Genomic DNA, 24,232 nt, shown 5'->3' with positions numbered 1-24,232 from the left:
GTAGTAATACATTGTGGTGGGGATCCTAGTAAATTAGAAACATTCAATACATGAAAGAAAGTTCCTTACACTCTTGGTTTAAAACTTTGACAAAGTTTTCTGAAAACGAAAATCGAGACTGAAACAAATCAAATAAAAAACAAAAAACAAAAGAATTGAAAAAGCTAATATTCCCTATCCTGTTCCTCTTGAGTTTAACAGCTTACAAAAGTGTCGAACAACCGGATTATATCGATATTCAGGAATTACGAAAATTATATTCCGGCGGCGATGCTGCAAAATGGCCTGCTGCGGAATTACATGAAAGTATAGATAAATCTAAATTTCAGGATATTGGAGTTTTACCTGCTGTTCCCTATCCGGCATATAATCCGTATTCGAAGGAAAAAGAAAGTCTGGGTAAAATATTATTTTTTGATCCAAGATTATCTGTTAGCGGACAAATTGCCTGCGCTTCCTGCCATAATCCTGAATTGGGATGGACAGATAATCTAACGCGCTCTTTTGGTCACGATCGCCAAACCGGAAAACGTAATTCGATGACAATATTAAACTCGGCGTATGCTACCTCCTTATTTTGGGACGGACGCGCTTCAAGTCTCGAGGATCAGGCACAATTCCCGATTGGAGATCCGCTTGAAATGAATGAAAAACTGACGATTGCCGTTGATAAAATTGCCAAAATTAAAGGGTATAATCAATTGTTTACAGCTGCTTTTGGAGATAAAAAAGTGTCATTACAAAGAATACAATATGCGATTGCCACTTTCGAAAGATCGATCAATAGTCCTAAAAGCAAATTTGATAACTTCATTAGCGGAAAATCTGATGTTTATACAGATTCTCAGGTAAAAGGTTTGCATTTGTTCAGAACCAAAGCACAATGCATCAATTGCCATAATACGCCTTATTTTAGCGACAATGAGTTTCATAATGACGGCCAGACTTTATTTGGGACAAAAAATGAAGATTTCGGACGTTATAATGTTACTAAAAACAAAGACGATATCGGAAAATTCAGAACGCCAACATTGCGTGAAGTGGCCAATACAAAACCCTGGATGCATCACGGACATTTTCCGTCGTTATTGGATGTTGTAGAATTGTATAATTTAGGAAACCCATCGCCTGTTCAGAAAAAATATCTGGGAACTGCCAGAGATACTTTGATTCCAAAAGTAGATCCGATGCTTAAAAAATTAGATTTAAGTAAAGATGAAATCGGTGATCTTTTGGCTTTTATCGAAACACTGAGCACGCCAACACGAAGAATTATGACGCCAACAATGCCGAAATAAACTAATTTGCAAATTGCGCCAAAAAATTTCAAATCTGTAAAGCCTGTTTCTTTTATGAAACGGGCTTTTATATTTTTAAACACATAGAAACATAGTTCAACTAAAATGTAGAACACGTTTCACTACGGATAAATCTCATAGCAGTATTAAAAAAAATTACGCCTTTAATAAAAGAAACTTTCATAACAATTTACTATCTCTTCATTGAAGTATAAAATAGCTTGTCTATCACAATCCTTCCATCTTTTCCTAAATTTGTCTGAAACGAAAAGAAGCTTTCTTCTTTTATAAAAAATACCACCATGAAGTTAGAACACATCCAAATTCAGACAAACGATATACAAAAAACTAACGCTTTTTATAAAGATATTCTTGATCTTCCAATTATAGAAAGTAACTCAAAATCAGTTAGCATTCAGGCCGGAAACTCTATTCTAAAATTTGTAGACAATCCTCAATTTCACTCTATTTATCATTTTGCTTTTAACATTCCTGAGAACAAATTAGACGAAGCTATCGACTGGTGTAAAAACAAAGTTGATTTGATTTTTATTGAAGATGAAAAACTCATTACTAATTTTGAAAACTGGAAAGCCAACGCGGTTTATTTCTATGACAATAATGGTAATTTATTAGAATTTATTGCCAGACATGATCTCAACAATGCCCAAACTACAGCATTTAGTTCTAAATCTATTTTGAATATAAGCGAGATTGGAATCGTAAATGAAAATCCATTAGAATTGGGAAACTTATTAAAAACTAAGCATGGATTAGAATTCTTTTCTAAAAATGCGAATAGCGAGCTTTTCTCCGCAATTGGTGATGACGAAGGTTTACTGATTATCGTACAGCCAAACCGAAACTGGTATCCTACGCAAACACCGTCTGAAAGTAACCGAACTGAAGTTAGAATAGAAAATAAGGGAAGTGAAATTGAATTAAAATTTTAATACCGTTTTTATTTCTTGCACTCAATAATGCTTATTTTTATAAAAATTTAAAGTAAAAAAAATGCCATTTGTCCGAATCAGTTTACCGAAGAAACTTTCATTAGAAACAAAAAATACTATTTCAGAATCAATCCATGAATCTTTAATTCAGGAATTTCATATTCCGAAGGATGATTATTTTCATGTAATTGAAGAACTCGAACCTCATCAGATCAAATATCCTGAAAGTTATCTTAGTATTTCACATTCTGAAGATATCGTTTATGTTCAGATTACGGCAGGACAAGGGCGAACTTTAGAACAAAAGAAGAAGTTATACCATGAGATTGCAACCAGAATTTCGACCTCAACAGCAATTTTGATCAATAATGTGATCATTGTTTTATTAGAAAATAATGGTTTAGAAAATTGGTCTTTTGGTAATGGAGAAATTCAGGAACCAAAGCATTTGAAAAAATAGATTTATAAAAACAAATCCCAATTCAAACTAATGAATTGGGATTTTGTAATTTAATATGATGATGAATTAAAACTTCATTTTCTGAATTCTCACGGCATTTAATATTGCCAACAGCGCCACTCCAACATCGGCAAAAACAGCTTCCCACATTGTGGCTAATCCGCCAGCGCCAAGAATCAATACAAAAGCTTTTACAACAAAAGCCAGTGTAATATTCTGCCAGACGATTTTCTTGGTTTGTTTCCCAATATTTATTGCCATCGGGATTTTGCTTGGTTTATCGTCCTGAATGACAACATCTGCCGTTTCGATTGTGGCATCACTTCCTAAACCTCCCATCGCAATTCCTACCGTGCTTAACGCAATAACCGGAGCATCATTTACACCATCACCAACAAAAGCTACAGTTTCGTTTTTGGCTTTTATTTCGTTTAGCTTATTCACTTTATCTTCGGGAAGCAAATCTCCAAAAGCATTTGAGATTCCAAGTTTATCAGCAACAAATTGTACAACGTTGGTTTTATCTCCGCTCAACATGGTTACTTTAACACCTAATGCTTTTAACTTGTTTACGGCTTCCTGGGCATCTTCTTTAATTTCATCTGCAATCGTCAAATACCCTGCGAACTTATTATCGTATGCAATTGCAATTGTGGTATAAACTACTGCATTGGGATCAACATTATATTTAATATTGAATTTATCCATCAATTTAAAATTCCCAACGTGCAATTGTTTTCCGTTAATCTCTGCTTTTAAGCCATGTCCGGAAATTTCTTCCACATTTTTCAATTTAATCAAAGGATCAATTTTGCCAACGTGATTATGAATCGCAGTCGCGACAGGATGTGTACTCTGGCTTTCGAGAACATTGACAAATTTCAGGATTTCTTCTTTATCAAATTCATCGCCAATAATAACTTCCTGAACTTTAAAAACACCTTCTGTCATGGTTCCGGTTTTATCCATCACCACATTCTGTATGGTCGAAATACTATCCAGAAAGTTACTGCCTTTAAAAAGAATTCCGTTTTTACTCGCAGCTCCAATTCCGCCAAAATAACCTAACGGAATACTAATTACCAAAGCACATGGACATGAAATTACAAGGAAAACCAAAGCTCTGTACAACCAATCGCTAAAAACATAATTGTCGACAAAAAGCCATGGCAATACACAAATGGCAATTGCCAGATAAACAACAATTGGTGTATATATTTTAGCAAATTTTCTAATAAACAATTCGGCAGGGGCTTTTTTAGTCGTGGCATTTTGTACCATTTCTAAAATTTTAGAAAGTTTACTGTCCTTATATGCAGTCGTTATTTTTACTAAAGCAATTGTATTCCCGTTGATCATTCCGGCAAGAACAGTTTGTCCTTTTACTTTTGTGTCGGGTTTGCTTTCACCTGTTAATGCCGCAGTATTGAACGACGCAGTTTCTGATAACAATTCGCCGTCGAGACCTAATTTTTCTCCGGCTTTAAGCTGAATAATCGAACCTATTTTAGCATCAGCCGCTTTTATTATTACCGCAATATTGTTTTCTAAAATGCTTACTTCATCAGGACGCTGATCTAATAAACTTTTAATATTAGACTTTGCCCTGCTAACTGCCAATCCCTGAAAGTTTTCTCCAATGGTATAAAACAACATTACAGCAACTCCTTCTGGAAATTCTCCTATTGCAAAGGCACCAATTGTAGCAATACACATCAGGAAAAATTCAGAGAAGACGTCTCCTTTTATAATGCTTTCGTAAGCTTCTTTCAAAACGGGTAATCCAACCGGTAAATAGGCTATAACGTACCATGCAATCCTTACATAACCTGAAAACCAGGTTTGCGGATAATAGTTATCAAAACCAATCCCGATAAGCAATAAAACAAATGAGATTATCGCAGGTAAAAACATTTGAAAAACACCACCATCAGCATTATGGCTGTGATCGTGATCGTGTCCGTCATCATCTGAAAGACCTTTATCTTCATGCACGGAACAACATCCGGATTGGTTAATTTTCTTTTTTATTACTTTTTCTTCTTTATGTATATGTTCCATAGAATGAGTTTCAAGTTTTTAATTTTATTGTGTCAGGTTTTCTTTGTTTCAGGTTTTAAGTTTAAACTTCGTCTAAAATTACGGATTTTGTTGCAATTGTTTTAAGTTGAACTATTTTAATCTCTCACCCACCCATTAACTATCAGGAGCTGAACTGTATGTTTCAAGTAAGTTTAACTGCAATCCCGATAGTCATCGGGAGCAAAAATTTACGCAAAGTTCGCAAGTTCAAGAACCTGAAACAAAGAAACCTGAAACCCTTTTAATGCCCATGCTCTCCTCCGCCTTTCATTGCAGAAAGTAAATAGAAAGCTCCTTTTGTAACAATTTTTGCGTGGGCAGGAACGTCATTTACAAATTTTATTTCTGTAAAACCTAAATCTGTAGTTCCGGGAATGACTTCAACTGCTTTAAAATGAATTTCGTTTTCGTGCGGTGTTCCTGATTCTGTTTTCTTTTTATCGCTTTCTTCATGTTCGCCATGCTCTTCATGTTCCTCTTCCTGAATATATACAAAATACTTATCTGCATTTCGAACCACCGCATCTTTTGGTACAGCCGGAACTGTGGCATTTGTGATGTTAATATTTGCCGAAACGTACATTCCGGGAATTAACCCCTTCGCATCAGCAGGTTCTATTTTGGCATGTACGGCAACTGTTTTACTTTCATTAGAAAATGATTTATTAATCCCGAAGATTTTTCCTTTGATAGATTTATTCGACTGATTTGTAAGGACAAAATCAATTACCTGACCAATCGAAATTGAACCTAAATCTTTCTCATACACATTTAGATCTAAATGCATCTGGCTATTGTCGACTACTTCAAACAATGCTACACCAGTTTGTGCATAAGCTCCTTTTGCAATGCTTATTTTGCCCACATAACCACTAATTGGTGCTACAATTGGTACTAACGAAGTGCTTCCTTTTGTGCTGACATGCAAAGCTTCCAGCTTATTTTTTGCTGCTTGTGCACGCGCTCTTTCGGCTGCCAGTTTAGATTTTACTTCCTGAAAAACTTTTCTGGGATTTACATTTTCATCGCTTAAAGTTTTCTGACGGTTGTATTCTAATTGCAGGTATTCGATATTGGCTGTAGCCGAATGATAGTCTTCCTGCATTTCGATAACTTCCAGATTCTGGATTGTTGCCAAAACTTTTCCCTTATTGACATACGTACCTTCTAAAACAAAAATGTCCTTAACGGTTCCTCCTATTAAAGTAGAAACTTCTGCAGAGTTTTGCGGCGGAACTGTTGTATAACCATTTGCCTTTATGACTTTGTTCAGGTTTCTGTTTTCTACAAATCCCGTTTCGATCCCAACTGTTTTGTATTGGGATTCATTTAAAGCCACTTCTGTTTGCGATTTTTCTTCTTCAGGTTTTTCTTCAGCTTTCTTTTCATTACAGCCGAAAAATATAACCGCAAAGCACGCAAAGAGAGAAAAACGCAAAGCACACAATGAAATTAAACTTTGCGTTCTTTGCCAAAAACTCTTTACATTCTTTGTGGTTACACTATTTGCGGTTAAATTATTTATATTTTTCATTCTAATTGTTTTTGATAGTTGGAAATTGAAGTTCGATAGCACTTTGATTAAAAGTATGAGTGGCCTCAGTATATTGTTTTTTAATATCAATTGCCTGATTTAAAAAACTAATGTATGCCCAATAGCTCATATCGCCATTGGCATAACTTTTTTGCGCCGTCGTTATAATCTGATCTGCATATTGCAGTCCTTCTTTCTGATAATAGTCTAATGCTTTTTGCTGTTTGGCAAAGTTGTTTTGCAACTCCTGTTTTTGCAGGTTCAGCGTTAATTTATTTTTATCTAAAGCCAATTGCGATTGCGAAATACTTATTGCCGAAGCCTGAGCTTTTGCCGTATTTATACCGCCAAACAACGGAATCTGTAATCCGGCTGTAAAACCCTGAAAAAGTGATTCTGTATTGATCGTTTGGGCAAAATATCCCAATCCTAATTTAGGCGTTCGCATCGCTTTATAGGTATTGGCTTCTTTTTGATAAACCGAAATCTGCTGCTGATAATAATCTGTCATTAATCCTTCTGCTTTCGAATTTCCTTCTTCTTTTAGAACAGCATATTGCAAAGACGTATTTTCATCCGGAACTATATTTTCGTCGGTCTGAACAAAAAATTGCAATTGCTTTTGATAAATAGCCAAATCATATTCTAATTGCGCTTTTTGCGTTTCAATTTCTTTTACTTTGGCTTTAGCGCTAATTACTTCGATATTTCCGCTTTCTCCGGTTTGAAAACGCAGTTCTGCATTTTTAAGGAATTTGATATAAATCTCATTTAATTCTGAGTTTAACTTCTGAATAGAAACTCCGTACAAATATTGATAATATGCCAATGTTACCGCTTTTTCTATTTCGTAAGAGGATAAAGCTTTGCGTTTTTCGGCTAGTTTCACCAATTCTTCCTGTAATTGTCGATTGGCTTTTGTAATGTTTCCTATCGAGAAAAACTGCTGAATCGAAACGTTATGATCAAAATCGACGCTATTAAATTGTCCGCCCTGATATTGTACCTGAAGCGGTTCCGGCTGAAAGGCTGTCTTTTTAAGAACGGTTTGTCTTTCTATTTCTTTATCAGCAATTTTTAAATCAATATTGTTTGATTTCGCAAGTTCAATTGCTTTTTCAAGACTGATTTTTTCCTGTGCCGATGTTAGTGTACTTATTAATAGAAATGCTATTAACCACAATGTTTTATGTGCCAATAGAAACCTATTTAACCGCAAAGCTCGCAAAGGAACATTCGCAAAGTTCACAAAGGCTGTTACATTGATTTTATATATTGAATTCATTTTTTTAATGTTTTAATTTTTTTGCCTTAATTTTTAGTTTCACGAAGATTCTGCAGATTTTGGCAGATTTAATTTTATAAAGTTCGTAGGATTAAAAATCTGCGCCTATCTGCTTAAATCATTTTAAAATCTGCGTTAAACAAAATCATTTTAATCCCTTTAATCTGTGGCAAAAAAAACTTACTATTCTGTCTCTTTATTCTTAAACTTCTTTTCTAGCAACAAATAAAGAATCGGTAAAACGATCAATGTCAATAATGTTGCTGAGAATAAACCTCCAATAACAACGGTTGCCAAAGGTTTTTGTACCTCTGCACCGCCGCTGGTTGATAATGCCATTGGCAAAAATCCTAAAGAGGCAACAGCCGCAGTCATTAAAACGGGACGTAATCTGGTTTTGGTTCCTATTAAAATCCTTTGCAGCGGATCTAAAACTCCCTCTTTTTTCAGTTGATTGAAATATGAAATCAATACGATTCCGTTCAGAACTGCGATTCCAAATAAAGCAATAAAACCAATTCCTGCCGAAATACTAAACGGCATTCCGCGCATCCAGAGTGCAAAAACACCTCCAATTGCTGAAAGTGGAATAGCTGTAAAAATCAATCCTGCCTGTTTGAAACTTTTAAAAGTAAAATAAAGCAAGACTAATATTAATCCCAAAGCGATTGGCAATGCTACCGAAAGTCGTTTGGTTGCTTCGATCAGATTTTCGAACTGACCGCCATACGTTACATAATAACCAGCAGGAAGTTTCAGGTCTTTATCAAGTTTTTGCTGAATCTCTTCAACTACACTTTTTATATCACGACCACGAACGTTTAATCCAACGGTAATTCTTCTCTTTCCGTCTTCGCGGGTAACTTGTACGGGACCTTGTTCATAATCGACTGTCGCCACTTGCGAAAGCGGCACTTGCTGACCATTTGGCAACGGAATAAATAAATTACTAACATCTGTAATATCCGCACGATTGTCTTCGTTCATACGGACTACAACATCAAATCTTTTGCTTTCGTCGTAGATTTTTCCTGCACTTTCTCCCGCAAATGAAGATCGGATTATTTGGTTAATGTCCGAAATGTTCAATCCGTATAAAGCAATTTTATTATAATCGTATTTTATCGTGATTTGTGGCAATCCCGTTACTTTATCAGCTTTTAAATCCCCAATTCCTTCGATCCCTTTTATTTTCGAAATTAACTCCGCTGCTTTTGCATCAAGAATTTCTAAATCATCGCCAAAAATTTTAATAGCAATATCGCTTCGGCTTCCGGTCATCAATTCATTAAAACGCATCTGGATAGGCTGAGAAATCTCAATATTAGCGCCCGGAATCACTTCCATTTCTTCTTTCATTGCATTGGCCAATTCTTCCCAATTGCGGTATTTTTTGCCCCATTCTTTTTTGTCTTTTAAGACAATAATCAAATCGCCGCTTTCAATTGGCATCGGATCTGTCGGGATTTCCCCGCTTCCTATCTTGGTTACGATAGTTTTAATCTCAGGAAATTTGGCTTTTAGTATTTGTTCGTACTTCGTAGTTGTTTCTATCATCTGGGTCAGCGAACTTCCTGTCATGATAGTGGCATTTATTGCTAAATCGCCTTCTTCTATGGTTGGGATAAACTCTCCTCCCATACTATTAAAAACAAGTAATCCCACAGTAAATAAACCCAGCGAAATCCCTAAAACCAACTTTTTAAACTGTAAGGCTTTCTCTAAAAATGGCGTATAAATCGACTCTAACCAAGCCATCATCCTGTCGCTGAAATTCTCTTTGTGTTCTGTATTTTTCGATAAAAACAAAGCACTCATCATGGGTACATACGTCAATGAAAGTACAAATGCTCCTGCAACTGCAAAACCAACGGTCATTGCCATAGGTTTAAACATTTTTCCTTCTGTTCCTACTAAAGCCAGAATTGGCAGATAAACGATTAAGATGATGATTTCTCCAAAAGCAGCACTATTTCTAATTTTTGAAGCTGAGTTATAAACTTCCGCATCCATTTCGTCCTGCGTTAATTCTTTCTTGCGCTTGAGTTTTTGTAAATGATGCATCGTGGCTTCGACGATAATTACGGCTCCATCGACAATAATTCCAAAATCGATTGCCCCTAAACTCATCAAGTTTCCGCTTACGCCAAAAGCATTCATCAAAATAACGGCAAACAGCATCGCAAGCGGAATAACCGAAGCAACAATTAAACCGGCACGAAGATTTCCCAGAAACAAAATCAGTACAAAAATCACGATTAAAGCTCCTTCCAGTAAATTTTTTGTAACCGTTCCCATTGCATTATCGACTAATTTTCCTCTGTCGATAAAAGCTTCTGCCACTACGCCTTCTGGCAAACTTTTATTAATCTGAATCATTCTTTCCTTGATTCTGTTTACAACTGCACTCGAGTTTTCGCCTTTTAACATTAAAACCATTCCGGAAACAATTTCACCTTTTCCATCTTTGGTCGATGCTCCGTAACGTAATGCAACTCCTTCGCGTACTTCGGCAACATCACGAACTAAAACAGGCGAACCATTTCGGTTTTTAACCACCACATTTCCCAGGTCTTTTACACCTTTTGCCATTCCAACACCACGAATAAAATAGGCATATTGATCTTTTTCAATATAAGCACCACCTGTGTTCTGATTGTTTTTTTCTAAGGCTTCAAAAATTTCGGTAATTGTAACTCCAAGACTGTTCAGTGTATTGGGATTAACGGCAATTTCGTATTGTTTTAATTTTCCGCCCCAGGTACTTACATCTGCAACACCTTTAACACCTTGCAGCTGCGGAATAATAATCCAATCCTGAATGGTTCTTAATTTTACTGCATCGTATTTGTTTTCATAACCTTTTTTGGCATAAACATCATATTGGTAAATTTCTCCTAATCCTGTAGAAATTGGTGCTAATTCTGGCGAACCTGCATAGGCCGGGATATTTTCCTCGGCTTGTTTTAAGCGTTGAAATATTTGTTCTCTTGCCCAGTAAATATCAACATCGTCCTCGAAAACAACAGTAACAACTGATAATCCGAAACGGGAAATACTGCGGAGTTCTATAATATCGGGAACCGTTTTTACTGCCTGTTCCAGCGGATAAGTGATTAATTGCTCGACTTCCTGACTTGCCAAGGTTGGCGCAGCCGTAATGATTTGCACCTGATTATTGGTAATGTCCGGCAAAGCATCTAATGGTAATTGTTTAAGCGAATAGCTTCCCCAAGCTATTAATACAAGGGTAAATAGCAGTATAACGAACTTGTTCTTTATACTAAACTGTATGATTTTATCTAACATTTTAATGGTATAATGATGTGAGAAATTAGACAAGGTCTGTCTATTTAAATACTGTGGAAAATCCACAACTCTCTAACCCGAACTTAATCGGGCATCATTATGCTATTTGAGGTGGCTGCCAAATACTTCCATAGAAATTGGAAGCAAAAACTGAGGTATAATTAGGTAATTGTATTGCAATAATAGAATAAGACACAGGAAAATCAAAACTTATGGCAGTCTGATAACTTAATACTTGTGCTCCACAGCAATTACAAGCGCAGAACGGAGAGCATAAATCGTTTTGTTTATCGTGTGAATGATTTGCATCTGATGAAAATTGGGCAATTTTATGAGCAGCACTATTTACTTCCATATCTGCACAAGGCATATTTGAAAGCGCCATTAAATAAAGTGATAATATAATAGTTATCCATTTCACGTTGCAAAAATACTATTTATTTCTATTGTAAACTTAATTAGTTGAAAATGTTAGAGAAAAAGGATTAATTCTCTAAAATTTACTTGGAGTTTCGTTTCCCTAAAAAATTGCATTTTCTTAAAAAAATATGATTAATGATAAAAAAATTTAGTTAAATTTAACAATAATTAACATATGTTTTGAGTTCATCCTTATAAGCCTTCAATTCATATTCTCCTATAAACCAAAAAGATACATCTACACCCTCATAAGAATACATTTAGTGCATATTTCTTTTACGCAGTTCTATTAATTAACAATTATAAACACGAAAATCAATGAAATATAATACATTAATATTAGCCTTATCATCATTATTCTTTAGCATGCAAATTTACGGTCAGGTCTATACCGAAAAAATCGTAGGAGAAAAAAATCAGCAGCTAAAAGACAGCCTTGCAATAGAAAAATACCCTTATGCTTTACCCATCTGGGGAGAAAAAGTAGCTCAAAAAGGATATAAATTACCTTATTCCGCAGGACTTTCCATAAATTATTTCTGGCAGGATTCTGATATTACCATAAAAGATTTAGAAGTTGGCTTTAATAATGGCCCTTTATATAATTTAGATGAAATCGTTCGTTTTGATAAATCTTCTGTAGTAACGAGTTCTGTTACGATCCGACCTGATATCTGGCTGCTGCCATTCTTAAATGTATATGGAATTTTTGGCCAGTCTAAAACCACTATAAAAATAAATGCCGGAATATGGATTCCGGATGCCGATAATAACTGGACTCAAATTACCTCTATTAATACAAGTGCTAATTTTGATGCCACAACATTCGGATTCGGGATGACACCTACTATTGGTATTGGCGGCGGCTGGCTTGCCCTTGATATGAATATGGCGTGGACTGATATTAGTTCTCTTGACAAACCTGCTTTTTCTTATATTTTTGGTCCACGATTGGGTAAAACATTTAAACTGCATAAACCGGACAGAAATATTGCTCTTTGGGTTGGTGGATTTAGGGTTCATATCTCTGGCAATACTAACGGAACTATCTCTTTGAGTGATGTTTTAGATCTCAACAGTGCTGAACAAAAAGTAGCTGACGGATTGACTAAAGTCTCTGATAATCAAACTAAGGTTGACACTTGGTGGGACGGATTAACGCCATCTCAGCAAAAAAATCCTGCAAATGTTGCGAAGCATAATACGGCAGACAGGGCGCTGGAGTCAGCAGGAACTTTTCTGACTACATTAGATGGTGCTTTAAGCACGGCTGAATCATCAACGGTTCAATATTCATTGCATAAAGCGCCAAAAGATATGTGGAATTTTATTGTAGGATCTCAATTTCAATATAGTAAACATATTATGTTTAGAGTAGAAGCAGGTTTTTTAGGAACCAGAACGCAGGTTTTAGGCGGGCTTCAGTATCGTTTTGGACTTTAAACCAAATTATATGAAAAAAGGATTATTATTACTTATCGCATTGTTTTGTATTGTTCCGGCACGCTCTCAAGTTTTAATTTCCTTAATTTTTGGAGACAAACTGAATTCTCCTTTTTTGGAGTTTGGTTTAGAAGGCGGCGTGAATTTCTCGACAATTTCTGACCTTGATACTTCGGGAACCAATTTGGGTTTTAATCTTGGATTTTATTTTGATATTCGATCTAAACAAAATCCGGCCTGGATGATTAATACCGGAGTAATTGTAAAATCTCCAATGGGCGCACACGGAATACCGGTGTATTCTCTAAACGACGCTACTCTTGACAATACTTTTGCAGGCGGAAGTGTAAATCGCGAAATAAGATACTTTAATGTTCCTATTTTAATTAAATATCAGTTCAGGAATAATATTTATCTTAAAACTGGACCTCAGTTTGGTTTATTAGCCAAAGCTTTTGATGAGTTTACCAGAGAAGTGAATAAGGATGATGTGGTTTATAAAAAAAATATCCGGGACCAAATACGGGTTATCGATGCGGGAATTGCGCTGGGAGCAGGTTATCATATGAAAATTGGAAATGGTTTGAACGTAACGGTTCAATATTATTACGGGTTGGTTCCTGTAATGAAAGGTGACGGCCCAAATGTATACAACAGATCTTTGTATGTAACTGCAGGTCTCCCTATTGGAAAAGGGAAAGCAGCTCAAAGAAGGGCTGAAAAAGAAGCTGAACTAAATAAAATTGTCCTTCCGGAGGATGAAGCGAAACCTCAAAAATAGCTAACCATTTATCGTACTAATAAAGTCTAACAATTCATTATTATCCAGAACAAAATCAGGATTAGTATTCAAAATCGCATTGTGAGGCATAAAAGGCATATCAGCAGCAAGCGGATTTTGAACTACTATTGTTCCTCCTGCAGCATGAATACTTTTTAGACCGTAGGTTCCGTCAGTATTTGAGCCGGACAATAAAATTCCTACCAGTGATTTCCCATAAATTTCTGCAGCAGATTCAAATGACACATCAATACTAGGTCGGCTATAATTTATTTTCTCAGAAATATCAAGCGAAAGCGTCTCGTTTTTTTCAAATAACAAATGATAATTAGACGGCGCTATATAAATAAAACCCGGTACAAGAGGTACTTTATCCTCGACAGATTTTACTAAAATATTTGATTTTAAAGCAATCAGTTCCTCTAAAGTCTGATCGTCTGTACTTTTTCTATGTACCACAATTACAATTGCAAAGCCATTTAATTTAGTTAATTCCGGCAAAATTTGCATTAAAGCATTTAAGCTTCCTGCAGATCCGCCTATGATAACCACTTTACAGTCTGATATTATTTTACCTTCCTCCATATTTTTTCTTTATCCAGCTGTTTGTATTTGTTAGGAGCAATAGAATATTTAATAGTTTCTTTTGTTCCTAAGGCTAAAAACCCTAAAACTGCCAGACTTTCATCGAATAAATTAATGACTCTTTTTTGGAGATCGTTATCAAAATAAATTAAAACATTACGGCATAAGATCATATCAAATTCATTAAACGAGGTATCTGATACTAAATTATGCTGTGAGAAAACCATCTTTTCGGCTAATTCTTCATTAAACTTAGCAATCCCATAATTGGCGATATAGTAACTGGAAAAATCTTCCTGCCCGCCTGCATCGCGATAATTCTCTGAATATTCTTTCATCATTCGCAAAGGAAAAATCCCTTTTTTGGCTGTTTCTAAAACCGTCGCATTAATGTCTGTCGCATAAATTAATGATTTATGAAGTAAACCGGCTTCTTTTAGCATTATAGCCATAGAATATACTTCTTCGCCTGTAGAACAGCCGGCGTGCCATAATCTAATAAAGGGTTTTGTACCTAATAAAGGTAAAATTTCTTTTCGCACAACGGCATAAAAAGCCGGATCCCGAAACATCTCTGTTACGTTGACGGTGATCTCATCGACCATTCTTTTATAATACTCCGGATCATACCGAACTCTGGAGAGAAATTCATGAAAATGCGTAAATCCATCTAAATGCATTACTCTGTTTACACGTCTTTTTAATGAAGCTCTTGAATAGCTGCCAAAATCGAAACCGTAATATTCATAAACGTCATTAATAAGTGTTTCTAGTTCGATATCCTCAATCATAATACTCTCAAATTTTGCCCAAGATAAGCAGTAATTTATCTACATCTACCGGTTTTGAAATATAGGCATCTGCCCCAGCCTCTAAACATTTTTCTTTGTCGCCTATCATTGCCTGAGCAGTTACCGCCACAATATAAGCTGATCTTCTGTTAGGAAGTGCTTTTATTAACGGGATTGCTTCATAACCATCCATTTCCGGCATCATCATATCGATCAGAATCCCATCGATAACTTCATCAGAGCTTAATATTTTCAAAGCTTCTTCGGCACTTAAACAAGACAAGCAATCAAATGATTTTGCACGTAAAGTGTGTTCTAAAGCAAAAATATTTCTAGAATCATCATCAATAATCAAAAGTCTTTTTTTATTCATTTCGTCCACTTTTATTTGGTTTATTTTTGTCACGAATTATTTTTTTGCGAAGTTTTTTTCGCTACGAATTGCGAATTAGCACAAATTTCAAAAATTATTTAAACAATGAATCCTTAAAAATTCTTGTCTTTTTGCCACAGATTAAAGGATTTAAAATGATTTCTTTATCAAAAATTATCTGAGAATCTTTTTAATCTGTGGCTAACTTTTTTATATTTTATCGTAAAGCCATACTCTCAATAACGAAAGCAGCTGATCGATATCTACCGGTTTGGTAATATAATCTGACGCTCCTGCTTTGATACATTTTTCTCTGTCGCCTGTCATGGCCTTGGCTGTCACGGCAATTACCGGTAAATTTAAAAATTTAGGATTAGCACGAATTTTTTCAGCCGTTTCATAACCGTCCATATTAGGCATCATCATGTCTAATAAAACAACATCAGTATCCGGATGTTCTGCTAATATCTTGATCGCTTCCTTACCATCAAAAGCAGTAATCACATTCATTTTAAAAACTTCAAGTGCTTTTGTCAATGAATAAATATTACGAACATCATCGTCTACAATCAATACCTTTTTCTCATGAAGAATATTGTTTAGTAAATTTAGCTTTTTATAGCTTTCTTTCTTGTCATTTCCGTCTTTTTTATCTTCAACTAAATGAAGGAATAACGAAACTTCATCAAGCATCCTTTGGTAAGAATGCGCTGTTTTTACAATAATAGAATCGGCATATTTTTTAATCTTTACTTCTTCCTTCATCGATAAACTTTTTCCTGTAAAAACAATTACAGGTAAGTTCTCCAATCCAGGCGATTTTTTTACCCCGTCTAAAATCTGGTAAGCATGTTTGTCCGGAATTCCCATATCGAGAATAACACAATCAATTTCGGTTTTATTCAAAGCCTCCAGTCCTTGCGAAACCTCACTTTTTATTTCAGAATTAATATTATAGGTTTCTAAGAAATAAGCCAGTGCCTTTGCATGCTTTGGATTGTCCTCAATAATTAAAACCTTTTGCGCTTCTTTATTAATGATGTGCTCAATTCGCAAAAACACATCCGGAATCTTCTCAAAAGCCACCGGTTTGTCTAAGAAATCCACGGCTCCTTTTAGTAAACTTTCCTGTTTTAATTTGTGCGATGACATAATATGAACCGGGATATGTTTGGTTTCGTTATGATTTTTTAATTCTTCCAGAACTTCCCAACCGCTTTTTATTGGCAGCTCAATATCTAATAAAACGCCAACAGGTTTATACAACAAAGTAAAGTTCAAAGCATAATCCCCACGAACAGAAACGACTCCTTTATATCCTTTTTTTCTCGTAAAAGTTAAAAGGGATTTCGCAAAATTAATATCATCCTCAACAATCAGGATTACTTTATCGTTTGGCAAAATTGAATTTCTGTCATCTTCAATCTCGTCCGGAATCGTCGCGCTTAAATATTTATTTTTTACAGGGGCTTTCTCTGTCTCTACTACTTCTGTAAATTCTGTTGGTGGAATTTTTTCGACATTAATTCTACCAATTGCAGATCCAAAAACCGGAAGGCACAAGGTAAACGTACTGCCTTCCTGAACTTTACTATGCAAGATTATTTCACCGCGAAGTAATTTTGCTAATTCCCTGCTGATCGATAATCCTAAACCTGTTCCTCCGTATTTACGTTTTGTCGAGCCATCCGCTTGTTGGAAAGCTTCAAAAACCAGTGGCTGTTTTTCTAACGGGATTCCAATTCCGGTATCTTTTACAATAAAGCAAATGATTTTATCATCGTCTTCATTAATTTTAATTTCTAAGCTTACAGTACCTTTTTCAGTAAATTTAATGGCGTTCGAAATCAGGTTTTTCAGGATCTGCTCCAAACGCATCTTGTCCGTTTTAATGACAATTGGTGCATCATTCGAAAGAATTTCCAACTTAATTCCCTTTTCTTTTGCTACCTGATTGAATAAATTCCATAAAGTATCCGTGATTTCTTTAGTAGAAACATCCAGAAATTCAAGTTCCATTTTACCCGCTTCAATTTTGGATAAATCCAGAATTTCGTCGATCAATCCTAACAAACTGTTTCCGGAACTCTGAATTACTTTTGCAAACTCAATTTCTTCCTCGACCATGCTTTTGTTATTATTCTCAGATAACAAACGGCTCAAGAGCAAAATCGAATTCAAAGGCGTTCTTAATTCGTGTGACATATTTGCCAAAAACTCTGATTTATAACGAGTTGTTAACTCTAAAGCTTCAGATTTCTTTTGGATCTCGTTGTTTTTTTCTTCCAATAAAACACTTCTTTCAGACAACTCTTCATTAGTTTGCTCCAATTCTTCCTGTTGTACTCTCAGTTCTTCTTCAGAAGCCTGAAGTTTCTCAGTTTGTGCTTCTAATTCGGCATTTATTGCTTCAAGTTCGCTGTGTTGTACTTGTAACTCTTCAGATTGAGCTTTCGTTTCTTCCAGCAATTCCATTACTCTTTTTCTATTTTGAGTAGATTTAACTGCAATTCCAATATTGTTAGAAACATTCTTCAAAAACTCTAAATGCAAATCCGAAAACCCGTAAATACTCGCCAATTCAATAGCTCCCTCAATTTTAGTATCCAACAACGGAATAGCCACAATATGGGTTGGTTTTATCTGACCTAAAGCATAATTAATCTGGATATCATCTGGCGATAATGCTTTTAATTGTAGAATTTTTCCTGAAACAATGGCCTGTCCAATTAAACCTTCTCCTTTTTGAATGCGTTCTCGATTTTTACTTGGTATATAGCTGTAACCGCCTGCAACAAAAAGTTCATTTTCTTCTAAAACATATAAAACTCCGGCACTGCTATTGGTATATTGGCACACAAATTCAATAACATCTTTTGATAATTTTTGCATTGATTTATCACCCAGCATTACATTATTGAGATTCGCAATACCGGTTTGAAGCCATTCTTTTTGAGACAATAAATCGAAAGAATTTTTCAGGGAAACTCCCATACTATTCAAGGATTCGCCCACGCTTCCTAATGCATCAGCCTTTGTATCATCTACACGAATGTCATAATTTCCGTTCGAAATATTACTGGCAATAGAACTTATTGCTTCGATTCTTTGAGCTGTTTCACGATCTTTTTTCTCTAGTTCAGCCTGAAGCAGCGCACGTTCATTAAAATCTTTTAGAATCCTGATCAAAAATACAATCGAAATAATAAAGGCAATTATAAAAGCAACGATTATCAAAATGATACTGTAAGTACCATAACGTTCTGAGTTTTCATTGCGTTCTTTTAAAAGATTCTGCTCTGTATTTTCAACTGTTTTAATTTTAGCACGCAAATCATTCATCATATTTCTGCCCTCAGTGAGATCAAAAGTAGCCGCGTTTTTTCCGAGGCGCTTTTTTACGATTTGATTGTTCAGGTACTTAAAAAAGTTAGAACGAAGTGTGGTTAATTCCTTTAATTGTGCTTGCTGAGATGGATTATCAACCGTAAGCTCTAATACTTTTTCAAAATAATTATTTGATTTTGCTTCGGCATCATTATATCGTTCTATAAATTGTTCGTCACCGGTAATCAAAAAACCACGCATACTGGTTTGCGCTTCGGTAATTATCGCAGAACCTTCGTTCAGATTATAAATTACATCCTGAGTATGGTTGACCCAAAAATTACTGTTCAGTAAGCTCTTTATACTTACAAATGAGGCCGTAGAACTGATCATCAGAACCAGTAACGAGATCATCGAACTTATTAATAAATTCCTTTTAAAGTTATTCTTCATGTTTTTGGTTATATTTATTCGTATTTTAAAGGAAGAACAATAATGAAGCTTGCGCCCTTGCCTACCTGACTTTTTGCTGTGATTAATCCGTTGTGTTTTTCTATGATTTTTTTGGCAATCGCCAATCCAATTCCGGTTCCTTCATACGACTGTCGATCGTTTAAGCTCTGGAAAATGATAAATATCCGATCGAGGTAAATTTCATCAAAACCAATTCCGTTATCTTTTACTGTAATCCTGCAAAATTTACCATCTGCAGCAACAGGACTTTCAAAAGATTTATCTGAAATTAATTCAGATGTAATTTCGATCAAAGGATGTTGGGAATTTCCGGAAAACTTGAGTGCATTTCCTATCAAATTCTGAAAGACCTGCCTCAGCTGACTCGGAATGCTGTCTATTGTTGGGAGTTCATTTGTTTTTATAGTCGCATTTTTCCTTTCGATCAAATAATCAAAATCTGAAAGTACTTCCTGCAAAACCTCATTCAGATCGGTTGATTCAGGTTTTACCTGCGACGACAATCTTGAGTATGCTAGTAAATCAGTAATTAAAGTCTGCATTCGTTCTGCTGATTTAATTGTACGATTTACGTAATCAATTGCTTTTACATCATCAGCCAAATAAAGCTCTTTGATGATTTTTATAAAAATCTGAATTTTACGGATGGGCTCATTTAAATCGTGCGAAACTACCCAGGAGAATTGTTGCAGTTCGTGATTTTTCATCTCTAATTCTTCGTTTTTCAAAACCAGTTCTTTAGTTCTTTCCGCGATTTTAATTTCGAGATTGTCCTGAGCTTCTTTCCTTATTATGATTTCTTTAGAAAGGAGTTCTTTTATACCTTTTAATTCTCTTTGCTGCTCATAAAGTTTCAGGAAAGTTTTTACTTTTAACATCAGCAAATCACTGTCTACAGGTTTGGTAATGTATTCGACTGCACCGGTTTCATATCCTTTAAAAATGTATTTCTTTTCGATATTTAGTGCCGAAAGAAAGATCACCGGAATGTCTTTGGTGCGTTTATTACCTGAGAGGATTTTTACTACTTCGAAACCATCAAGTCCCGGCATCTGAACATCCATAATAATCAGGCAATAATCTGTTTTTAGGATTTTCTTCAGGGCTTCTTCGCCGGACTCAGCCGTGTCCACATCAATATCATGTAGTTCTAATGTTTTCTTCAAGGCAATTATATTTGCCTTTATATCGTCGACGATTAATACCATACTGTATTGGGGGAGTAAAGTTGTAATGAATAAATTTGTTTTTAATTTGAAAATCGCTTTGAAAAATGCTATTCAAAATAGCTGATCCTATTTTTAAATAACGGCAGTCAAACCTTCAAATTTATAAAAAAAAAGCATATTGCCTTTTTATCGAAAAGCAAATTAGTTACATAATTCCCATGTTTGGGCTTTAAATTTTAGATGTAATTTATTGAGGTAATCTTAAATTTATTTCAGTTAAGCTTTTAATAATCTGCTAACTATTTTAGAGTCAGATTAATTGCTCTAAAATTAAAGTATTATGAAAAAGACAAAGACATTTCCTGAACAAAAACAAAATCTTCCGGGGAACGAACATAAAATGAACCCTGAACCGGAAATTATAAGAGAAAATTATGTTGGAAGCGGTAAACTCCTCAAAAAAGTTGCTTTTATAACCGGTGGCGACAGTGGTATTGGCCGTAGTGTTGCCGTTCATTTTGCCAGAGAAGGTGCGGATATTGCCATAGTTTACTTAAAAGAAGACAAAGACGCTAAAGAGACAAAGGCATTAATTGAGAAAGAAGGCCAACAATGCCTGATTATTAGTGGCGATTTGAAAGATGAGAAATTTTGTAAAAGTGCTGTAAAAAAGTGCCGTACCTTATTTAAAAAAATAAATATTGTGGTTAATAATGCAGCTGTACAATTTCCTCAAACCGAATTGGAAAAAATAACCGCTGCACAGCTCCATAAGACATTCGAAACCAATATCTATCCTTACTTTTATATTACAAAAGCGGCATTGCCATTTTTGAAGCAAGGCGATACTATTATTAATACGAGTTCTGTTACGGCGTATCGCGGCAGCGAACATCTTGCGGATTATGCGAGTACAAAAGGTGCCATTGTTAGTTTTACAAGATCATTATCGACTATGCTGGCCAAAAAGCAAATACGTGTAAACGGCGTTGCGCCTGGACCAATCTGGACACCTTTGATTGTGGCTACTTTTGATAAATTATCTGATTTTGGTAAAGACAATCCAATGGAAAGAGCCGGTCAACCCTCAGAAGTTGCACCTGCTTATGTATTTCTTGCCTGCGAAGACAGTAGCTATATCACCGGACAATTCATTCATGTCAATGGTGGAGAAATGATTGGCGGATAGATTTTTTTAAAGGTTCAAAGGCGCAAAGGGACAAAGGTTCAAAGTTTTTTATTGTGTATAGTTTAATCGCGCAAAGATGCGAAGTTAATTTGCGTGAGCTTATTTAAGTAACTCAAAAAAAAAATTAGCGCCTTTGCGTCTTTGCGAGATTAAAAAACTTAGCCATTTAGAAACTTAGTAACTAAAAAAAACATTGCGCCTTTGCGAGATTAAAAAACTCAGCAACTTAGTATCTCAGAACCTTAGCAACTCAAAAAAAATGAATTTAATAGACGTTATCGGACTCTTCGCCGGAACCTGTGTTACGATATCAGTGATTCCGCAGATTCTAAAAGTCTGGAAAACCAAAAAAGTGAAACAAATCTCGCTTAAAACCTTTGGAATTCTAACTTTCGGAATCCTGGTTTGGATTATTTACGGCATTTTAAAAAATGATTTACCCATAATAATTACCAATAGCGTCTCGTTATGCCTGAATTTGATTATGGTTTATTTTATTATTTATTATGAGAAAGAATGAGACTTGTGTATTACGTTTTTTTGTCATGAAGACACAAAGGTTTTTGACAGCAAATACATTAGTTTTTTTGCCGCAAAGACACTAAGACACAAAGTTTTTATACTGCGAAGACAGTAGTTTTCCGCCACGAAGATGCTAAGTTTTTATTAATTATAAGGTAATAAATTACGTCAGAACGACAAAAAACAAGCAATCATCAAAATAAAAAACCTGCGCAAATCAGCGTTTTCGCAAAGCGAATCCGTGTCATCCGTGGGCAATTTCACCGCAATGACACACACTAAAATTTCATTACAAAATAAAAAATCCGCGTCAATCAGCGTTTTCGCAAAGCGAATCAGCGTCATCCGCGCGCTATTTTAGCAACATTCTTAACTAAAAAAAACAGCTCGTTTAAGCTGTTTTTTTCGTAAAAGAAGTAATATATGATGCTTGTTAGCTAGCTAATTTCTGATTGAATGGCTTATATGATAAATGGTATTTTTCTTTAAAAATACGTGGCAAATAGTGTCGGCTCGCTAATCCTGCAGCAATAATTACTTCAGTTATATTCATATTCGAAATTCTTTTAATTTCATTAATTTGCTTTACGGCCAAATTTAAAATAGGTTCAAATGTTTTGATATAATTATAACTATGTTGAGCTATCTCTATCTCAATAATTTCTTTTAATATTATTTTTTTAAGCAAATTTCTAACAATTCCTTTTTGAGGAAGCGTTTTAAGTTCTTGCCATTTCTGAGCAGTTTTCAAACTTTGGCTTCCTGCATAAAAATAATTGCCTGATTCGCTCATGAATCTTTTCTTTAATTGAGAAATCGTTTCAGCATTCTGTCCTTCAGCTGATACATTCGTTGGCATTCCTATTAATGAAAACTGAATGTGTTTATGACTTTCCAAATACAAAACACTATTTATAACTGATGTATTACTCAAAATACCGGTTTGATTCTTTTTAATGCTTTTTTTCTCTCCATTCGCACCAAAACTATGTGTCAATCGTCCGTCTTCGCAATACGCGAAAAATATAGGCGCTGATTGAAATGATTCTATACTTAAACTGACATCCTGATTCAATACAAGATCAAAACTCAAATGCGACATTTTATTATCCAGACAAACTCCGGTAATAGTCCCTTTTGCCCATTTTGATTTAATAACTAAATTGTATTCGTTATTATTGAGAATCAAATCACCGTTAAAACTATCTTTAAGATCATTAAAAATAGCATCAAATCCTCCTGCATTTAAGTATAGTTTTTTCATAATGGTTTGGTTTTTATAAATTAGTCCGTAATTATTTACGTACAAAACTCAACTTTGGTTTTATTTCTTTTTTGATAATTCAAATTTCATAAATATTGTTAATCAAAGCCTTATACAATTTCAGTCAGATATTTCATAATTAAAGGAAACGTAAAAACAAACTACAAACACCCATATTTTTGCCACGAAGACACAAAAGCACGAAGTTTAAATTGAAGTATGATGGTTTATGGTAAATCTTATAATCACCCAAAGTGACGTAATTTTGCCACGAAGACACTAAGGCGCAAAGTTTAAATTGAAGTACGCTGGTTTATGGTAAATATTTATAATCGCGCAAAGTGAGGTGATTTTGCCACGAAGACACTAAGACACAAAGTTTAAATTGAAGTACGCTGGTTTATGGTAAATCTTATAATCACCCAAAGTGACGTAATTTTGCCACGAAGGCGCTAAGGCGCAAGGTTTAAATTGTAGTACGCTGGTTTATGGTAAATATTTAAAATCGCGCAAAGTGAGGTGATTTTGCCACGAAGACACTAAGGCACAAAGTTTAAATTGAAGTATGATGGTTTATGGTAAATATTTATAATCGCGCAAAGGCGCTAAGTCCCAAAGAAAAAAAAGTAAAACATTGTGCTTTACTCCTTCTCGCAGAAAAACCAATCGTGACAAAAAAACTTTGCGCCTCTGCGAGATTTTAACAATTCTGTTGAAGAAACTTTGTGCCTTAGTGTCTTCGTGGCAGAAAATCCTTCGTGGCAAAAAACTTACGCCTCTACACTTTGCCGAGATTTTAACAATCCTCCTGAATAAACTTTGTGCCTTAGCGCCTTCGTGGCAGAAAACCCTTCATGGCAAGAATAAAAAACACCTTGTAAAAATCGGATAGGAGCCTAGGGATTAATTCCCTAGGCGACCTTCCACACCACCCGGCATACGGATCCGTACCAAGGCGGTTCTTAATTTACGA

Annotated in this window: 18 protein-coding genes; 7 read left to right on the top strand and 11 right to left on the bottom strand. The window is 35.2% G+C overall.

Annotation, left to right across the window (positions count from 1 at the left end; genetic code table 11):
• The first annotated feature begins 155 nt into the window (after positions 1–155).
• From ACQKCJ_RS23730 to ACQKCJ_RS23720, 3 genes are all read left to right on the top strand, one after another.
• Complete coding sequence (locus ACQKCJ_RS23730) at positions 156–1,298, top strand: cytochrome-c peroxidase (protein WP_427403071.1); 1,143 nt, start codon at positions 156–158, stop codon at positions 1,296–1,298.
• Positions 1,299–1,600: 302 nt separating this feature from the next.
• Complete coding sequence (locus ACQKCJ_RS23725; RefSeq protein ID WP_427403070.1) at positions 1,601–2,251, top strand: VOC family protein; 651 nt, start codon at positions 1,601–1,603, stop codon at positions 2,249–2,251.
• A gap of 61 nt (positions 2,252–2,312) precedes the next feature.
• Positions 2,313–2,711 carry a tautomerase family protein gene (locus ACQKCJ_RS23720; RefSeq protein WP_427403069.1) on the top strand — a complete coding sequence of 133 codons (399 nt, stop codon included), beginning with the start codon at positions 2,313–2,315 and terminating at the stop codon, positions 2,709–2,711.
• A 66-nt stretch (positions 2,712–2,777) separates the two neighbouring features.
• Here the strand turns inward: ACQKCJ_RS23720 and ACQKCJ_RS23715 are convergent, their stop codons facing one another.
• From ACQKCJ_RS23715 to ACQKCJ_RS23695, 5 genes are all read right to left on the bottom strand, one after another.
• A complete protein-coding gene (locus tag ACQKCJ_RS23715) occupies positions 2,778–4,772 on the bottom strand; it encodes a heavy metal translocating P-type ATPase (RefSeq protein WP_427403068.1) in 1,995 nt (664 codons plus the stop codon).
• A 262-nt stretch (positions 4,773–5,034) separates the two neighbouring features.
• Positions 5,035–6,327, bottom strand: a complete 1,293-nt coding sequence (locus ACQKCJ_RS23710; protein WP_427403067.1) for an efflux RND transporter periplasmic adaptor subunit — start codon at positions 6,325–6,327, stop codon at positions 5,035–5,037.
• A gap of 1 nt (position 6,328) precedes the next feature.
• On the bottom strand, positions 6,329–7,612 hold the full coding sequence (locus ACQKCJ_RS23705) for a TolC family protein (protein WP_427403066.1): 1,284 nt from the start codon (positions 7,610–7,612) through the stop codon (positions 6,329–6,331).
• Between the two features lie 183 nt (positions 7,613–7,795).
• Positions 7,796–10,921, bottom strand: a complete 3,126-nt coding sequence (locus ACQKCJ_RS23700) for an efflux RND transporter permease subunit (RefSeq protein ID WP_427403072.1) — start codon at positions 10,919–10,921, stop codon at positions 7,796–7,798.
• A 97-nt stretch (positions 10,922–11,018) separates the two neighbouring features.
• Positions 11,019–11,342 (bottom strand): DUF6660 family protein, encoded by a 324-nt coding sequence (locus ACQKCJ_RS23695; RefSeq protein WP_271338062.1) that lies wholly within the window; start codon positions 11,340–11,342, stop codon positions 11,019–11,021.
• 317 nt (positions 11,343–11,659) lie between these two features.
• On the opposite strand from ACQKCJ_RS23695, the gene ACQKCJ_RS23690 reads away from it, so the two are divergent.
• On the top strand, positions 11,660–12,784 hold the full coding sequence (locus ACQKCJ_RS23690; protein WP_427403065.1) for a hypothetical protein: 1,125 nt from the start codon (positions 11,660–11,662) through the stop codon (positions 12,782–12,784).
• A gap of 10 nt (positions 12,785–12,794) precedes the next feature.
• Positions 12,795–13,565, top strand: coding sequence for a porin family protein (locus ACQKCJ_RS23685; RefSeq protein ID WP_427403064.1), 771 nt, complete (start codon positions 12,795–12,797; stop codon positions 13,563–13,565).
• Here the strand turns inward: ACQKCJ_RS23685 and ACQKCJ_RS23680 are convergent, their stop codons facing one another.
• The 5 genes from ACQKCJ_RS23680 to ACQKCJ_RS23660 form a co-directional block, all read right to left on the bottom strand.
• Positions 13,566–14,150, bottom strand: a complete 585-nt coding sequence (locus tag ACQKCJ_RS23680) for a chemotaxis protein CheB (RefSeq protein WP_427403063.1) — start codon at positions 14,148–14,150, stop codon at positions 13,566–13,568.
• Positions 14,132–14,941 (bottom strand): CheR family methyltransferase, encoded by an 810-nt coding sequence (locus ACQKCJ_RS23675; protein ID WP_271338071.1) that lies wholly within the window; start codon positions 14,939–14,941, stop codon positions 14,132–14,134. Before ACQKCJ_RS23675 ends, ACQKCJ_RS23680 begins: the two co-directional genes overlap by 19 nt.
• A gap of 7 nt (positions 14,942–14,948) precedes the next feature.
• Positions 14,949–15,314 (bottom strand): response regulator, encoded by a 366-nt coding sequence (locus ACQKCJ_RS23670; RefSeq protein ID WP_271338073.1) that lies wholly within the window; start codon positions 15,312–15,314, stop codon positions 14,949–14,951.
• Positions 15,315–15,524: 210 nt separating this feature from the next.
• Entirely contained in the window at positions 15,525–19,094 is a 3,570-nt protein-coding gene (locus tag ACQKCJ_RS23665) for a response regulator (protein ID WP_427403062.1), read from the bottom strand.
• Between the two features lie 14 nt (positions 19,095–19,108).
• The gene (locus ACQKCJ_RS23660) at positions 19,109–20,323 is read right to left on the bottom strand and encodes a hybrid sensor histidine kinase/response regulator (protein ID WP_427403061.1); all 1,215 of its coding nucleotides are present in this window, start codon (positions 20,321–20,323) and stop codon (positions 19,109–19,111) included.
• A 301-nt stretch (positions 20,324–20,624) separates the two neighbouring features.
• Here ACQKCJ_RS23660 and ACQKCJ_RS23655 point away from each other — a divergent pair, with 301 nt between their 5' ends.
• Both ACQKCJ_RS23655 and ACQKCJ_RS23650 read left to right on the top strand, forming a co-directional pair.
• The gene (locus ACQKCJ_RS23655; protein WP_427403060.1) at positions 20,625–21,473 is read left to right on the top strand and encodes an SDR family oxidoreductase; all 849 of its coding nucleotides are present in this window, start codon (positions 20,625–20,627) and stop codon (positions 21,471–21,473) included.
• A gap of 259 nt (positions 21,474–21,732) precedes the next feature.
• Positions 21,733–21,993, top strand: coding sequence for a SemiSWEET family sugar transporter (locus tag ACQKCJ_RS23650; protein WP_427403059.1), 261 nt, complete (start codon positions 21,733–21,735; stop codon positions 21,991–21,993).
• 435 nt (positions 21,994–22,428) lie between these two features.
• Here the strand turns inward: ACQKCJ_RS23650 and ACQKCJ_RS23645 are convergent, their stop codons facing one another.
• On the bottom strand, positions 22,429–23,259 hold the full coding sequence (locus ACQKCJ_RS23645) for a hypothetical protein (RefSeq protein WP_427403058.1): 831 nt from the start codon (positions 23,257–23,259) through the stop codon (positions 22,429–22,431).
• Between the last annotated feature and the right edge of the window lie 973 nt (positions 23,260–24,232).

It is taken from the genome of Flavobacterium sp. NPDC079362 (assembly GCF_050267765.1).
In the GTDB taxonomy this organism is placed as follows: Bacteria; Bacteroidota; Bacteroidia; order Flavobacteriales; family Flavobacteriaceae; genus Flavobacterium; species Flavobacterium azizsancarii.
This window is presented reverse-complemented; position numbering and strand designations above follow the sequence as displayed.

Coding starts and splice junctions, on each gene's coding strand:
- ACQKCJ_RS23720 (WP_427403069.1), top strand. CDS start 2,313: ATGCCATTTGTCCGAATCAGTTTACCGAAGAAACTTTCATTAGAAACA.
- ACQKCJ_RS23655 (WP_427403060.1), top strand. CDS start 20,625: ATGAAAAAGACAAAGACATTTCCTGAACAAAAACAAAATCTTCCGGGG.
- ACQKCJ_RS23700 (WP_427403072.1), bottom strand. CDS start 10,921: ATGTTAGATAAAATCATACAGTTTAGTATAAAGAACAAGTTCGTTATA.
- ACQKCJ_RS23680 (WP_427403063.1), bottom strand. CDS start 14,150: ATGGAGGAAGGTAAAATAATATCAGACTGTAAAGTGGTTATCATAGGC.
- ACQKCJ_RS23690 (WP_427403065.1), top strand. CDS start 11,660: ATGAAATATAATACATTAATATTAGCCTTATCATCATTATTCTTTAGC.
- ACQKCJ_RS23650 (WP_427403059.1), top strand. CDS start 21,733: ATGAATTTAATAGACGTTATCGGACTCTTCGCCGGAACCTGTGTTACG.
- ACQKCJ_RS23670 (WP_271338073.1), bottom strand. CDS start 15,314: ATGAATAAAAAAAGACTTTTGATTATTGATGATGATTCTAGAAATATT.
- ACQKCJ_RS23710 (WP_427403067.1), bottom strand. CDS start 6,327: ATGAAAAATATAAATAATTTAACCGCAAATAGTGTAACCACAAAGAAT.
- ACQKCJ_RS23665 (WP_427403062.1), bottom strand. CDS start 19,094: ATGAAGAATAACTTTAAAAGGAATTTATTAATAAGTTCGATGATCTCG.
- ACQKCJ_RS23645 (WP_427403058.1), bottom strand. CDS start 23,259: ATGAAAAAACTATACTTAAATGCAGGAGGATTTGATGCTATTTTTAAT.
- ACQKCJ_RS23715 (WP_427403068.1), bottom strand. CDS start 4,772: ATGGAACATATACATAAAGAAGAAAAAGTAATAAAAAAGAAAATTAAC.
- ACQKCJ_RS23705 (WP_427403066.1), bottom strand. CDS start 7,612: ATGAATTCAATATATAAAATCAATGTAACAGCCTTTGTGAACTTTGCG.
- ACQKCJ_RS23725 (WP_427403070.1), top strand. CDS start 1,601: ATGAAGTTAGAACACATCCAAATTCAGACAAACGATATACAAAAAACT.
- ACQKCJ_RS23675 (WP_271338071.1), bottom strand. CDS start 14,941: ATGATTGAGGATATCGAACTAGAAACACTTATTAATGACGTTTATGAA.
- ACQKCJ_RS23685 (WP_427403064.1), top strand. CDS start 12,795: ATGAAAAAAGGATTATTATTACTTATCGCATTGTTTTGTATTGTTCCG.
- ACQKCJ_RS23660 (WP_427403061.1), bottom strand. CDS start 20,323: ATGGTATTAATCGTCGACGATATAAAGGCAAATATAATTGCCTTGAAG.